Origin of the sequence: Shewanella sp. Pdp11 (assembly GCF_002838165.1) — a bacterium.
In the GTDB taxonomy this organism is placed as follows: Bacteria; Pseudomonadota; Gammaproteobacteria; order Enterobacterales; family Shewanellaceae; genus Shewanella; species Shewanella hafniensis.
In genome coordinates this window covers 1,530,921-1,544,834 of the sequence record NZ_CP015194.1, presented here as the reverse complement: position 1 = coordinate 1,544,834, position 13,914 = coordinate 1,530,921, and the positions used below count along the sequence as shown (strand labels likewise).

General features: G+C 47.2%; 8 protein-coding genes, 1 tRNA gene and 2 rRNA genes. 4 read left to right on the top strand and 7 right to left on the bottom strand.

All coding sequences use genetic code 11. The features are described from left to right. Positions 1–85: 85 nt before the first annotated feature. The 3 genes from AYJ58_RS06885 to napB are packed head-to-tail and all read left to right on the top strand — an operon-like array spanning position 86 to position 3,275. On the top strand, positions 86–355 hold the full coding sequence (locus AYJ58_RS06885; RefSeq protein ID WP_106649522.1) for a chaperone NapD: 270 nt from the start codon (positions 86–88) through the stop codon (positions 353–355). Next, positions 352–2,847 (top strand): nitrate reductase catalytic subunit NapA, encoded by a 2,496-nt coding sequence (gene napA, locus AYJ58_RS06880; protein WP_106649521.1) that lies wholly within the window; start codon positions 352–354, stop codon positions 2,845–2,847. The genes AYJ58_RS06885 and napA overlap by 4 nt, the downstream gene beginning before the upstream one ends. Next, positions 2,844–3,275 carry a nitrate reductase cytochrome c-type subunit NapB gene (gene napB / locus AYJ58_RS06875; RefSeq protein ID WP_012088326.1) on the top strand — a complete coding sequence of 144 codons (432 nt, stop codon included), beginning with the start codon at positions 2,844–2,846 and terminating at the stop codon, positions 3,273–3,275. The genes napA and napB overlap by 4 nt, the downstream gene beginning before the upstream one ends. A 266-nt stretch (positions 3,276–3,541) precedes the next feature. Here napB and AYJ58_RS06870 read toward each other — a convergent pair whose 3' ends face one another. Then, positions 3,542–3,694 carry a hypothetical protein gene (locus AYJ58_RS06870; protein ID WP_006082989.1) on the bottom strand — a complete coding sequence of 51 codons (153 nt, stop codon included), beginning with the start codon at positions 3,692–3,694 and terminating at the stop codon, positions 3,542–3,544. A 93-nt stretch (positions 3,695–3,787) separates the two neighbouring features. Between AYJ58_RS06870 and AYJ58_RS06865 the strand changes: the two genes are divergently transcribed. Continuing rightward, on the top strand, positions 3,788–4,675 hold the full coding sequence (locus tag AYJ58_RS06865) for a LysR family transcriptional regulator (protein WP_106649520.1): 888 nt from the start codon (positions 3,788–3,790) through the stop codon (positions 4,673–4,675). A 196-nt stretch (positions 4,676–4,871) separates the two neighbouring features. Here AYJ58_RS06865 and fusA read toward each other — a convergent pair whose 3' ends face one another. The 6 genes from fusA to AYJ58_RS06835 form a co-directional block, all read right to left on the bottom strand. After that, positions 4,872–6,965, bottom strand: coding sequence for an elongation factor G (fusA, locus tag AYJ58_RS06860; protein WP_106649519.1), 2,094 nt, complete (start codon positions 6,963–6,965; stop codon positions 4,872–4,874). Positions 6,966–7,406: 441 nt separating this feature from the next. Further along, complete coding sequence (locus tag AYJ58_RS06855) at positions 7,407–8,855, bottom strand: diguanylate cyclase (protein WP_106649518.1); 1,449 nt, start codon at positions 8,853–8,855, stop codon at positions 7,407–7,409. Positions 8,856–9,071: 216 nt separating this feature from the next. Continuing rightward, positions 9,072–10,110, bottom strand: a protein-coding gene (locus tag AYJ58_RS06850) for an IS630 family transposase (RefSeq protein ID WP_106649517.1) whose coding sequence is annotated in 2 segments (ribosomal slippage) — positions 9,072–9,650 and positions 9,652–10,110 — 1,038 coding nt in all. Because the reading frame shifts where the segments join, the coding sequence is not laid out codon by codon here. A 175-nt stretch (positions 10,111–10,285) separates the two neighbouring features. Next, positions 10,286–10,362: transfer RNA gene (locus AYJ58_RS06845), tRNA-Asp, on the bottom strand. A 36-nt stretch (positions 10,363–10,398) separates the two neighbouring features. Then, positions 10,399–10,514 (bottom strand): 5S ribosomal RNA (rrf, locus tag AYJ58_RS06840). A gap of 227 nt (positions 10,515–10,741) precedes the next feature. After that, positions 10,742–13,644 (bottom strand): 23S ribosomal RNA (locus AYJ58_RS06835). Positions 13,645–13,914 lie beyond the last annotated feature (270 nt).

Genomic DNA, 13,914 nt, shown 5'->3' with positions numbered 1-13,914 from the left:
CGGTCTAGACTCGCCTGTATCAGCACTCGTTTGCTCTGCTTTTCCAAATCAAGTAACCGAGTTTACGCCACTACAGGTCACCCCAATGAGTCAGGAATACCACGTCACTAGCCTTGTGGTGCATGCCGCTCCTAAAGCCTTACAACAGGTTGAAGCCAATATTAGCGCATTAATCGGCGCTGATATTCATGCGGTTACGCCAGAAGGGAAATTGGTTGTTACCCTCGAAGGGAGTAGCCAAAGAGCAATTCTCGACAATGTTGAAGCCATCAATGCCCTGTCCGGCGTGTTATCCGCCAGTTTGATTTACCACCAAGTCGCACCTTTAGAACAAGAAAATGAGGAAAGATTATGAGCATAAGCCGCCGCGAGTTTCTCAAGGCCAACGCAGCGGTTGCCGCCGCAACAGCCGTTGGTGTCACGCTTCCCATTAAAATGGTTGAAGCCGCCGAACAGCCAGACAATATCAAATGGGATAAAGCCCCATGCCGCTTCTGCGGTGTGGGTTGTAGCGTATTAGTGGGCACCCAAGCGGGCAAAGTGGTCGCCACTAAGGGCGATCCTGAGAGTCCAGTCAACCGTGGCCTTAACTGTATCAAGGGCTATTTTTTATCGAAAATCATGTACGGCAAAGACAGATTAACTACGCCATTGCTGCGGATGAAAGACGGCAAATACCACAAAGAAGGTGAGTTTACACCAGTCAGTTGGGATATGGCCTTCGATACAATGGCCGCTAAGTGGAAACACAGCCTCGCCACTAAAGGCCCGACGTCTGTGGGTATGTTCGGCTCAGGCCAATGGACCATCTGGGAAGGTTATGCCGCCTCTAAACTGCATAAAGCCGGTTTCCTCACCAACAATATCGACCCTAACGCCCGCCACTGTATGGCATCGGCCGTGGGTGGCTTTATGCGTACCTTCGGTATCGACGAGCCAATGGGCTGTTATGACGATTTAGAAGCCGCCGATCACTTTGTGCTCTGGGGCGCCAACATGGCCGAGATGCACCCAATTCTATGGGCACGATTATCCGACCGCCGCTTAAGCCACAAAGACTGCCGCGTACATGTGCTGTCGACCTTTGAGAACCGCAGCTTCGATTTAGCCGATAACCCTATGGTGTTCCGCCCACAGTCGGACTTAGTGCTCCTCAACTATATCGCCAATTACATTATTGAAAATAAAGCCGTTAATACCGACTTTGTTAGCAAACACACTAAGTTTGCCTTAGGCGTTGACGATATCGGCTATGGCCTGCGTCCAGATCATCCGTTAGAGAAAAAAGCTAAAAATCCAGGCAATGGTAAATCGACACCGATTAGCTTTGATGAGTATGCTAAGTTTGTCAGCACTTATACGCTGGAATACGCGGCTAAGATGAGTGGTGTTGAGCCCGAGAAATTAGCAACCTTAGCCAAGGCCTATGCCGATCCTAAGGTTAAAGTCATGAGCCTGTGGACCATGGGCATTAATCAACACGTTCGCGGCGTGTGGGCCAACAACATGCTCTACAACATCCATTTGCTCACGGGCAAAATTGCCACACCGGGTAACAGTCCTTTCTCATTAACGGGTCAACCTTCGGCTTGCGGTACTGCACGTGAAGTGGGGACTTTCGCCCATCGTTTACCCGCCGATATGGAAGTGACGAACGACAAACACCGCGCCATTACCGAAAAACTATGGCAAGTACCTGCTGGGACGATTCCCGCCAAACCTGGCTACCATGCCGTACTCCAGAGCCGAATGCTCAAAGATGGCAAGCTCAACTGCTACTGGACCATGTGCACCAACAACATGCAGGCGGGCCCTAACATCAACGATGAAATCTATCCTGGTTTCCGTAATCCAGAAAACTTTATCGTAGTTTCAGATCCCTATCCAACTATCACAGCCATGGCGGCGGATTTGATTTTGCCAACGGCAATGTGGGTCGAGAAAGAAGGGGCTTACGGCAACGCCGAGCGTCGTACTCACCTATGGCATCAACAAGTAAAAGCGCCAGAAGGGGCAACCTCAGATCTGTGGCAACTAGTCGAATTTTCGAAACGATTCAAAGTCTCCGAAGTCTGGCCAGCTGAGTTAATCGCTAAGCAACCAGAATATGCGGATAAGACCCTGTATGAAGTGCTATTTGCCAATGGCGTGATCGACAAGTTCCCAACTTCCGATTGTAAAGCCAAATTAAACGATGAGAGCGAACACTTCGGTTTCTACCTGCAAAAAGGGATTTTCGAAGAATATGCAGCTTTCGGTCGTGGCCATGGCCATGATTTAGCCGACTTTGACCGTTACCACGAAACCCGCGGCCTACGCTGGCCAGTCGTTAATGGCAAAGAAACCCTGCGCCGTTTCGTTGAGGGGAGCGATCCTTATGTCAAAGCGGGTGAAGGCTTTAAATTCTATGGCAAGCCAGATGGCAAAGCGGTGATTTTCGCCCTGCCCTATGAACCCGCCGCCGAAGAGCCGAATGAAGAATACGATTTGTGGATGTCGACTGGCCGCGTGCTGGAACATTGGCACACAGGCTCGATGACCGCACGCGTACCAGAGCTTTACCGTGCCTACCCCGATGCGCAGATTTTTATGCATCCAGAGGATGCCAAAGCCCGCGGTGTACAACGCGGCGATGAGGTCATAGTAGCCTCACCGCGCGGTGAAGTGAAAACCCGAGTTGAAACTAAAGGCCGTAACAAACCGCCACGCGGCGTGGTATTTATGCCCTTCTTCGATGCGCGCCAGTTAGTCAATAAACTGATTTTGGATGCGACCGATCCCCTATCAAAAGAAACTGACTTTAAAAAGTGCCCAGTCAAAGTCACCAAGGCGGAGAATAACCAATGAAAAAAATACTCACCTTAACTGCATTACTTATCGGCATAGCGGGCTGTTCCGGTCAGCAAGCCGACACTAATGCAGCGCCGGTTAACATTCAATCCCTCGCAGGAAACATGGCGATCACCGACATTCGCCCAGCCGATGCCATGGCAACTTATCCTAGTCGCGGCACCGCCATTGAGCGCAGTTTTAGCGAGCAACCACCGCTCATCCCACATAAGGACGATTACAAGATCACCTTAGATAAAAATGGCTGTTTAAGCTGCCATAGTTGGGACAAGGCAAAACGCATGAAAGCCACGCCTGTCGCTAAGTCCCACGTGATTGATGATAAAGGCACAGTGAACGGACATAACTATTTCTGTACTCAATGCCATGTCGCTCAAGCCGAAAACAAGCAACCACTCGTTGAGAATCAATTCTCCGGCCAATAAATCACTTTCCCCTGCAGAGCAAAGCCACCCGAGTTTATAGGGTGGCTTTTTTACTATTTAAGCATCCTATCCTAATGAATAGGCTTAGAGTCAGTAATGAGCATTCAAGTAAATATAAGACTAAACGTCTATCGCTGGCTCAGCGTCCGTTGCTGAACAGTTCTTTCACCGAGGAAGGATTGAGCAGAAGTTAAAAAGGCAAAGTGAGAATACAGGGAAATAAAGATAAGAGCAGAACCTAAAACGCAGAAAAGTAAAAACCCAGCCTAGGCTGGGTTTACTTGTTGTTTTGCTTTATGCAAATCACCCGCTGGAGCCGTTTTAGTGACTTGCGCCGCTTTAGCGTTTTGCACCTCTTTTGCCACAGGCATAGCCGCCTGCCACAAAGCCCCTACCCATAGACTTGAACTTGATTTCATCGGTATTCCCCTGTTTTGTTAACAAGGTCAAAGTAATATTTAAGCCATCATTAGTAAAATGAATAAATTCCATAATATGGATTCCATTTAAGCATGAACATCCCAATCAAGACCTTACAATGTTTTCTGACCCTAGTGGAAACCGAAAACTTTACCCGCGCCGCACAGAAATGTTTTATCACTCAGCCGACACTGAGCAAAATCATCCAAAGACTCGAAGAAAGCCTAGGGGAAACCTTGCTGATCCGAAATAACCAAAAGGTTGAGCTAACTCAGGCAGGGCAGCTATTTGAGCACAGTGCGCGGGAAATCCTCGGTCAATGGCATAGATTGCAGGAGGACATGAGTAACCTCAGCGGTCTCAAGTCGGGGCGATTGCGGCTAGGGGTGTGTCCCATGATGAGCAGCCTAATTATAGGTTTGCTCACTAGCTATCGTAAGCGCTACCCAGGAGTTGAGCTACACATGTATGAGTACGGCGGATTTGGCTGCGAGCAAGCCCTACTCAATAACAGTCTCGATATCGCCTTTACTGCGCTCCCCACGACCCATGAGACCGAACTAGTCAATCAACCCCTGACTAAGTACCCTTTACTCGCATGCCTGCCAGAGGGGCATCCCTTAGCCGAGAAAGACCACTTAAACTGGCAGGACTTCCAACCCTACCCTTTTATCCTCTATAACGAAGACTTCTCCCTCGCTAAACTGATTAATCGCCTCAGTCGAAAAGCAGGTGTTCAGCTCAATATTGCCTTTCGCAGCGGCCAATGGGATTTTCTCGCCGCCATGGTTGAGGCCGATATGGGTGTCGCCATTTTACCTGAGCCTATCTGCAATAGGCTAAGCACCAGCAAACTGATCTTTAAACCTATGCAGCCCGCAATGACATGGGATCTGGCGCTTATTTGGCGTCAAAGTTTACCTTTAACACCGGCGGCCAAGGCCTTGCTTGAATTGAGTAAACAAAAAACTGAGCGCTGAAATACTGAGAAGATAAAGCGAGAAATGATATTCTGTAAAACAAAAGGATACGGACTTTAAACAAAGAGATACGAAGCTTCGTCAACCGAAGCGAGTGATGACCGTTGGAACTCACCCATAAAAAAACCGCTGTGAGCCTAGGGGCCGACAGCGGTTTTTATTAGCTAACTAAATATTAGCCAAGATAAGTTAAGAATTACTTCTTAGCTTCAGCAGCTTTACGTTCTTTAACTTGAGCAACAACTTTCTCAGCTACGCTAGCTGGACATTGGCTGTAGTGAGAGAACTCCATAGAGAACTGACCACGACCAGAAGTCATTGTACGTAAAGTACCGATATAGCCAAACATTTCTGATAACGGTACGTCAGCTTTAACGCGAACACCTGTTACACCAGCAACTTGGTCTTTGATCATGCCGCGACGACGGTTTAAGTCACCGATCACGTCACCCACGTTGTCATCTGGGCTGAACACGTCAACTTTCATGATTGGCTCAAGAAGTTGTGGTTTAGCTTTAGCGATAGACTGACGGAAAGCGCCTTTAGCAGCGATTTCGAACGCGATTGCTGATGAGTCAACTGCGTGGAATGCACCGTCAGTTAATTCGAACTCAACGTCTAACACTGGGAAGCCAGCGATAGTACCTGTGTTCATCATGCTCGCGAAACCTTTCTCAACTGCTGGCCAGAATTCCTTCGGAACGCTACCACCAACTACTGAAGATTTGAACACGAAACCAGTGTTTGGCTCACCTGGGCGGATGATATATTCGATCTTACCGAATTGACCAGAACCACCTGATTGTTTCTTGTGAGTGTATTGATCTTCAACCATTTGAGTAATGGTTTCACGGTAAGCAACTTGTGGCTCACCTACGATCAATTCAACGCCATAAGTACGCTTCAGAATATCTACTTTGATATCTAAGTGAAGTTCGCCCATACCTTTAAGGATGGTTTCACCTGAATCTTCGTCAGTTTCTACGCGGAATGATGGATCTTCAGCGATCATCTTACCGATAGCGATACCCATTTTCTCAGAGCCGCCTTTATCTTTTGGCGCAACTGCGATAGAGATTACTGGCTCTGGGAACACCATGGCTTCAAGAGTACATGGGTGTTTCACGTCACATAAAGTGTGACCAGTTTGAACGTTTTTCATACCCACGATAGCGATAATGTCGCCAGCTTGAGCAGATTCAATTTCAATACGGTCATCAGCTAGCATTTCACACATACGGCCGATACGTTCAGTCTTGCCAGTCGCGCTGTTCAGGATGGTATCACCCTTCTTCAGACGGCCTGAGTAGATACGTACGAAAGTCAGGGCACCGAAACGGTCATCCATGATTTTGAACGCTAACGCTTTTAATGGCTCATCAGCAGAAACGATAGCGAATTCGCCAGTTTCGTTGCCTTCTTCGTCAGTTAATGGCTGTGGATCAACTTCGTCTGGTGCTGGTAAATAATCAACAACAGCATCAAGAACCAGTTGCATACCTTTGTTCTTGAACGCAGAACCACAGTATGTTGGGAAGAAAGCCATAGTACGAGTACCTTTGCGGATACAACGCTTGATATCTTCGATAGATGGCTCTTCGCCTTCCATGTAAGCTTCCATCAGGGCATCATCTTGCTCAACGGCAGTTTCGATCAGCATTTCACGGTATTCTTCAACCATGTCAACCATGTCAGCAGGTACATCTTGGATATTAAAGTTTTCTGGTAAACCAGACTCATCCCACACGTATGCTTTACGAGATAACAGATCAACAACACCAGTGAATTCGTCTTCAACACCGATTGGCAGAACCATAACCAGTGGAGTAGCAGCTAATACGTCTTTAGTTTGCTTAACTACGCGTAAGAAGTCAGCACCCATACGGTCTAACTTGTTTACGAAGATAATACGCGCAACTTCAGATTCGTTCGCATAGCGCCAGTTAGTTTCTGATTGAGGCTCAACACCGCCTGAACCACAGAATACACCGATACCGCCATCAAGCACTTTCAGAGAACGATAAACTTCAACTGTGAAGTCAACGTGTCCTGGGGTGTCGATAACGTTGAAACGGTGATCTTTCCAGAAGCAACTTACAGCAGCGGACTGAATAGTAATACCGCGCTCAGCTTCCTGTACCATGAAGTCAGTGGTAGATTCGCCATCGTGAGTCTCACCGGCTTTATGGATTCTTCCTGTTAACTTAAGGATACGCTCGGTGGTCGTGGTTTTACCCGCGTCAACGTGAGCGAAGATACCAATGTTTCTGTATTTGGATAATTCGGTCATGATTCAACTTTAATGAGTAGTTTAAGAAGTAGACGGAGTATGCGACAAATACCGACACACCGCACATCAGATTATTTTAGGCGCATATTGTAAATTGGAACCCAGCTACACGCAAATGGATAGCGCACTTTTTCACGATAAAGTCGCGTAATAATTTAAGGAAATCGCCATAAATACGAACTAAAACAACTGAGTAAAACTCTTTAGCTTATTTTTCACTCAATCAATAAAAAACGTTAAAAAAACTACATTCTAATGGGATAAGGTCATTTCTAATGAATTTCTATCATATTGTTAGGTACAAACCACTAATATTAACCCATGAGCATTACGGCTTGTGCAATAATGCTAATCCTTCCTCTAAAATAAAGATGGCTTAGTAAACTCATCTCAGTAGCAACCATTTACTTAAATAACGGTAAATCATACTTGCGCAAATGCTTACCTGTCGGTGCACATTTGATTACGCCCTTGCGCTTTAGCACGATAAAGCGCGCGGTCGGCACGTTCAAAGCACAGCATCATAGGTTCGTTATCGGCAAGCTTAGCGACGCCAAAACTGCAAGTTAACTGCACATTGTCAGTAAATTGATAATGTTTGATCCTCTCAGCTATCCGCACACACAAGCTTTCAACTAAGGGTAAAGATGACTGCTGACAGAGGATCACAAACTCTTCGCCACCCCAACGGGCAACCACATCAGATTCACGCACACAATGCTGTAGCACCTGTGACACTTGTTCAAGGATCCGATCGCCGACGTTATGCCCCAGCGTGTCATTAATCTCTTTAAAGTAATCGATATCAATCATCACCAGGCACATGCCTGCCTTAGCAGATTTATCATGTTGCTCATTATTAATAAAAAGGCGATTAAAGTAATGTCGGTTATACAACTTGGTCAGGGGATCGTGGGTAGATAAAAATTCAAGTTCCGCATTAGAAGTCTCAAGCTGCTGCCGCAAGGTTTCGAGCTGCTGATTTTTATCGGTGAGTCTACGGTTATATTGACTAATAAAGTAAGTTCTCGCCCCCAATATAAGCAGTAACAAAAATGTCGCGCAGATCACTTGATAAACAAGTGAATAATTAGTCTCATCTATCACAGTCACATTATTCCACTTCTGGTAAATCGTGATCCGCTCTTGCTCACTCACAGCATTTAAGGCCTGATTTACCATAGGTAACAAGGACTCTTGACCATAGGCGACGCCCATCCGCAGCTCATCTTCTGGACCACCCCAACCGGCTATTTTCAAATGATTAAATCCCGTTTGTTGGATATAAGAGTTAACCGAAAACATCGATCCCACAAAAAGATCGGCACGTTTATCCAGCACAGATTGCAATCCTGCGGGTTCACTGGCAACGGTAAGCGTCTCTATCTGAGGATAATAATGCTGAATATATTCGGCCAAACGATAGCCTTTAGGTACGGCTAAAGTACGTGCGCCAATATTCTCAAATCCTTGCAAGAAAGGCTGATCTTTAAGTGACACCAATACATTAGGAGAGCGAAAATAAACATCACTGAAGTGCAGATAAGTCTCTCGTATCAGGGTTTTATTTAGCATAGGAGTTAAATCACACTGTCCGCTTTGCAAAAAAGATAAGGTCTCGGTCCAAGAGGAAGTCGGCACCAGCTGAAACTTGAGCGAGGAATGCGATTCAATATAATCAATATAGTCTGACGAAATACCCAGATGCTTACCCTCTCGGATTCCTTCATAAGGCAACCAGTCAGGGTCGACGCAATATCTTACTGTCTGAGTAACACTAACGTCTTGGCCAGCAGGCTTAACATTCGCCATCGCTAAACGGTCGGCATAAGCCAGTAATGGCATACACATCAATAGCGGCAATAACCTCAATAAGCCACGCAATTCCATTGATAATTTCAACCTAAAAGCAGATGCTCGATGGGGAATGTAAAAAAGTGTATACGTGAAAACCGCATAATACCAATTCCCATCACGATGAGTGCGAAGCAGTTACTTATCTATAGTCGGCTCAAAACGCCAGAATATGTGCCTACGCGACACAATAATGGATGTGTAGACTGGTATAAAAGCCTCTTGAGTGAGGATGGCTAATACCATTCCGCATTAAAGTTCAGTCACCTTTGCCCATTCCCGAGAGCACATTTTTACCACGCGTTTTGTACAACTGATAAAGCTGTTCCATGCCTGGCTGCAGGCATCCACTATGTCCTCATATCCTTTAAAACAGCGATTGGCGAGATAATGTTGGCGCAGCCAACTCCATACCTGTTCGATGGGGTTTAGTTCTGGGGAATATGGCGGCAGTTTGAGTATAGACAGGTTGGGGATATCAGCAGCAATGTCATTGGTATGCCAACCCGCACCGTCCATTACCACGACAGCATGGCGGCCAGGTTTGGTGCGTTTTGCAATCAGCTCCAAGTGCTGGTGCATGATGTCCTTATTAACGAATGGCGTGATGATGGCTTCAGTTTCTCCTGTTGCAGGACAGACTGCGCCGAAGAGATGCACATATTCAAACTGCTGCTGTCTTAGCGCTCTTGGTCTACTGCCTTTGGGGGCCCAAAGTCGTGTCGTTGTATTTTGCTGGCCGAATCTGGCTTCGTCCTGAAACCAAATATCAATCTGGTGTGGTTGTATATGAATGGGAGCGTGAAGGATCGTTTCCAGAGGAAACTTTTTTAAAAGCGTCCTGTAAGCTCTGAGTTTGTTTTGGATGCCTGGAGCGGCTGGTTATCCAACAGAATCCCATGCTCTTTAGTAGCTTGTAGATGTGATTGGGATGGTACTCGACATTAAATTCACTCGAGATGTATTGCTGGATGTCGGCCCCAGTGAGTCTGCCGCCCTCATCTGATTGTGCTTTGAACTCAATGTATCTGGCGAGTCTCCTTTTTTGCTCATTTGACAATGACGGCTTCTTCCCTAGGCGTGGTTTATCTTCAAGTCCTGCCAGTCCTTGCCCAGGATAGCTGGAGACCCATAAGTTGACGCTAGATCTGGCCACCTTCAACTGGCTTGCCACCTGAGTGCGGTTATGGCATTGCAAAAATAGCGATACAGCGAGCAATCGCATGCGCTTATGCGGATTTTTTTCTCTTTTGGAGAGGCTAAGCAGACTTTCAGCAGTTTCAGGTTTCATAATCCAATTTTAAGCTGTTGGGTTGCTTGCTATTAGATCAGACTTCAATGCGGAATGGTATTATCTGTCTATAAAGATAAAGCAGACCCGTAATTATTTTGGCAAAAGTAAAATTTTCTAACATGCCAATACGAAAAAAGCCTCTACATTTCTGTAGAGGCTTTCGTCTTTATGTTGGCGGAGCGGACGGGACTCGAACCCGCGACCCCCGGCGTGACAGGCCGGTATTCTAACCAACTGAACTACCGCTCCTTTAACTTAACGTTTGCACATTAAGCTAAATTAGGCGCTTGGCGATGACCTACTCTCACATGGGGAGACCCCACACTACCATCGGCGCGTTTGCGTTTCACTTCTGAGTTCGGGATGGGATCAGGTGGTTCCACAAGGCTATTGTCACCAAGCAAATTCTTACTGGTTAATTGTCCGTCTGACGGCATTGTCTCCTCGCTACTGTGCTCATGTACTAACGTACACTCCGCGCCTCGCTCGTCACGGCTTTATCAGCCTAACAATTTCCTGCGTAATTAACCTTTTAATTAAAATTTGAAAAGCTGATTTTTTGAGTCTTTAACTTTATCAAGTGTCGATATTCTGTCTAAGTTCGCTTAGCAAAACCCATCTGGGTTGTATGATTAAGCCTCTCGAGTCATTAGTACATGTTAGCTCAACGCCTCACAACGCTTACACACCATGCCTATCAACGTCCTAGTCTCGAACGGCTCTTTAGAGGAATTAAATTCCTAGGGATGACTCATCTTAGGGCTCGCTTCCCGCTTAGATGCTTTCAGCGGTTATCGATTCCGAACGTAGCTACCGGGCAATGCCATTGGCATGACAACCCGAACACCAGCGGTTCGTCCACTCCGGTCCTCTCGTACTAGGAGCAGCTCCCTTCAATCATCCAACGCCCACGGCAGATAGGGACCGAACTGTCTCACGACGTTCTGAACCCAGCTCGCGTACCACTTTAAATGGCGAACAGCCATACCCTTGGGACCGACTTCAGCCCCAGGATGTGATGAGCCGACATCGAGGTGCCAAACACCGCCGTCGATATGAACTCTTGGGCGGTATCAGCCTGTTATCCCCGGAGTACCTTTTATCCGTTGAGCGATGGCCCTTCCATTCAGAACCACCGGATCACTATGACCTACTTTCGTACCTGCTCGACGTGTATGTCTCGCAGTTAAGCTGGCTTATGCCATTGCACTAACCGTACGATGTCCGACCGTACTTAGCCAACCTTCGTGCTCCTCCGTTACTCTTTGGGAGGAGACCGCCCCAGTCAAACTACCCACCAGGCACTGTCCCTAATCCCGATAAGGGACCTAGGTTAGAACATCAAAACTACAAGGGTGGTATTTCAAGGACGACTCCATCATGACTAGCGTCACAACTTCAAAGTCTCCCACCTATCCTACACATGTAGGTTCAATGTTCAGTGCCAAGCTATAGTAAAGGTTCACGGGGTCTTTCCGTCTAGCCGCGGGTATACGGCATCTTCACCGCAATTTCAACTTCACTGAGTCTCGGCTGGAGACAGCGTGGCCATCATTACGCCATTCGTGCAGGTCGGAACTTACCCGACAAGGAATTTCGCTACCTTAGGACCGTTATAGTTACGGCCGCCGTTTACCGGGGCTTCGATCATGAGCTTCTCTTGCGATAACCCAATCAATTAACCTTCCGGCACCGGGCAGGCGTCACACCGTATACTTCCTCTTGCGAGTTTGCACAGTGCTGTGTTTTTGATAAACAGTTGCAGCCACCTGGTATCTGCGACTCCCGTCAGCTTAGAGAGCAAGTCTCATCACCAACAGGAGCGTACCTTCTCCCGAAGTTACGGTACCATTTTGCCTAGTTCCTTCAGCCGAGTTCTCTCAAGCGCCTTGGTATTCTCTACCCGACCACCTGTGTCGGTTTGGGGTACGATTCCCGCTAACCTGAAGCTTAGAAGATTTTCCTGGAAGCATGGCATCAACTACTTCAGTCCCTTAGGACCTCGTCATCAGCTCTCAGTGTGTACATCAAAGTACGTGTCCCCGGATTTGCCTAAGAACACCACCTACCACCTTAAACGCGGACTACCAACGCCGCGCTAGCCTAGCCTTCTCCGTCTCTCCATCGCAGTTAGCGGAAGTACAGAAATATTAATCTGTTTCCCATCGATTACGCCTTTCGGCCTCACCTTAGGGGTCGACTCACCCTGCCCCGATTAACGTTGGACAGGAACCCTTGGTCTTTCGGCGAGGGGGTTTTTCACCCCCTTTATCGTTACTCATGTCAGCATTCGCACTTCTGATACCTCCAGCGTGGGTTACCCCTTCACCTTCAACGGCTTACAGAACGCTCCTCTACCGCGCACAGTAAACTGTGCACCCGTAGCTTCGGTGACTAGCTTAGCCCCGTTACATCTTCCGCGCAGGCCGACTCGACTAGTGAGCTATTACGCTTTCTTTAAATGATGGCTGCTTCTAAGCCAACATCCTAGCTGTCTAAGCCTTCCCACATCGTTTCCCACTTAGCTAGTACTTTGGGACCTTAGCTGACGGTCTGGGTTGTTTCCCTTTTGACGACGGACGTTAGCACCCGCCGTCTGTCTCCCGAGTAGTACTCATTGGTATTCGGAGTTTGCAAAGGGTTGGTAAGTCGGGATGACCCCCTAGCCTTAACAGTGCTCTACCCCCAATGGTATTCGCTCGAGGCGCTACCTAAATAGCTTTCGAGGAGAACCAGATATCTCCCGGTTTGATTGGCCTTTCACCCCCAGCCACAAGTCATCCGCTAATTTTTCAACATTAGTCGGTTCGGTCCTCCAGTTGATGTTACTCAACCTTCAACCTGCCCATGGCTAGATCACCGGGTTTCGGGTCTACACCTTGCAACTAAACGCGCAGTTAACACTCGGTTTCCCTACGGCTCCGCTATTCGCTTAACCTCGCTACAAAATGTAAGTCGCTGACCCATTATACAAAAGGTACGCAGTCACGGTCTCAAGAACCGCTCCCACTGCTTGTACGTATACGGTTTCAGGTTCTATTTCACTCCCCTCACAGGGGTTCTTTTCGCCTTTCCCTCACGGTACTGGTTCACTATCGGTCAGTCAGGAGTATTTAGCCTTGGAGGATGGTCCCCCCATATTCAAACAGGATGTCACGTGTCCCGCCTTACTCGTTTTCATCAATGGTTAGTTTTCATGTACGGGGCTATCACCCTGTGCCGCTGTGCTTTCCAACACATTCCACTAACACCCCACTGACTTAAGGGCTAATCCCCGTTCGCTCGCCGCTACTAGGGGAATCTCGGTTGATTTCTTTTCCTAAGGGTACTTAGATGTTTCAGTTCCCCTCGTTCGCCTCGCAACACTATGTATTCATGTTGCGATAACAGCTTATGCTGCTGGGTTCCCCCATTCGGACATCGTTAGCTCAAATGCTTGTTACTAGCTCGCCAACGCTTTTCGCAAGTTACTACGTCCTTCATCGCCTCTGACTGCCAAGGCATCCACCGTATACGCTTAGTCGCTTAACCATACAACCCAAATGAGTTTCACTCACCTGAGTCGCACTGCGACCAGCTTGGTTTTACTTGTCTCACTTCTGACCAAAGAAGTGGACGCGCCTTAGACGTAAACTATCCAATAAAGAATAATTTACTTTTGAATATTCAAGACACTTAATAAAGTGTTTGAGAACTCATGATGCAAACGTTTCCACGTTTACATCGTTTTGTAATTAATCACATGACAGACTCATGCAATTAAATACTATCAGCTTTCCAAATTGTTAAAGAACAATGCTA

Excerpts from the sequence above, each read along its gene's own strand:
- napB (WP_012088326.1), top strand. The coding sequence starts at position 2,844 with ATGAAAAAAATACTCACCTTAACTGCATTACTTATCGGCATAGCGGGC.
- AYJ58_RS06855 (WP_106649518.1), bottom strand. The coding sequence starts at position 8,855 with ATGGAATTGCGTGGCTTATTGAGGTTATTGCCGCTATTGATGTGTATG.
- napA (WP_106649521.1), top strand. The coding sequence starts at position 352 with ATGAGCATAAGCCGCCGCGAGTTTCTCAAGGCCAACGCAGCGGTTGCC.
- AYJ58_RS06870 (WP_006082989.1), bottom strand. The coding sequence starts at position 3,694 with ATGAAATCAAGTTCAAGTCTATGGGTAGGGGCTTTGTGGCAGGCGGCT.
- AYJ58_RS06885 (WP_106649522.1), top strand. The coding sequence starts at position 86 with ATGAGTCAGGAATACCACGTCACTAGCCTTGTGGTGCATGCCGCTCCT.
- AYJ58_RS06865 (WP_106649520.1), top strand. The coding sequence starts at position 3,788 with ATGAACATCCCAATCAAGACCTTACAATGTTTTCTGACCCTAGTGGAA.
- fusA (WP_106649519.1), bottom strand. The coding sequence starts at position 6,965 with ATGACCGAATTATCCAAATACAGAAACATTGGTATCTTCGCTCACGTT.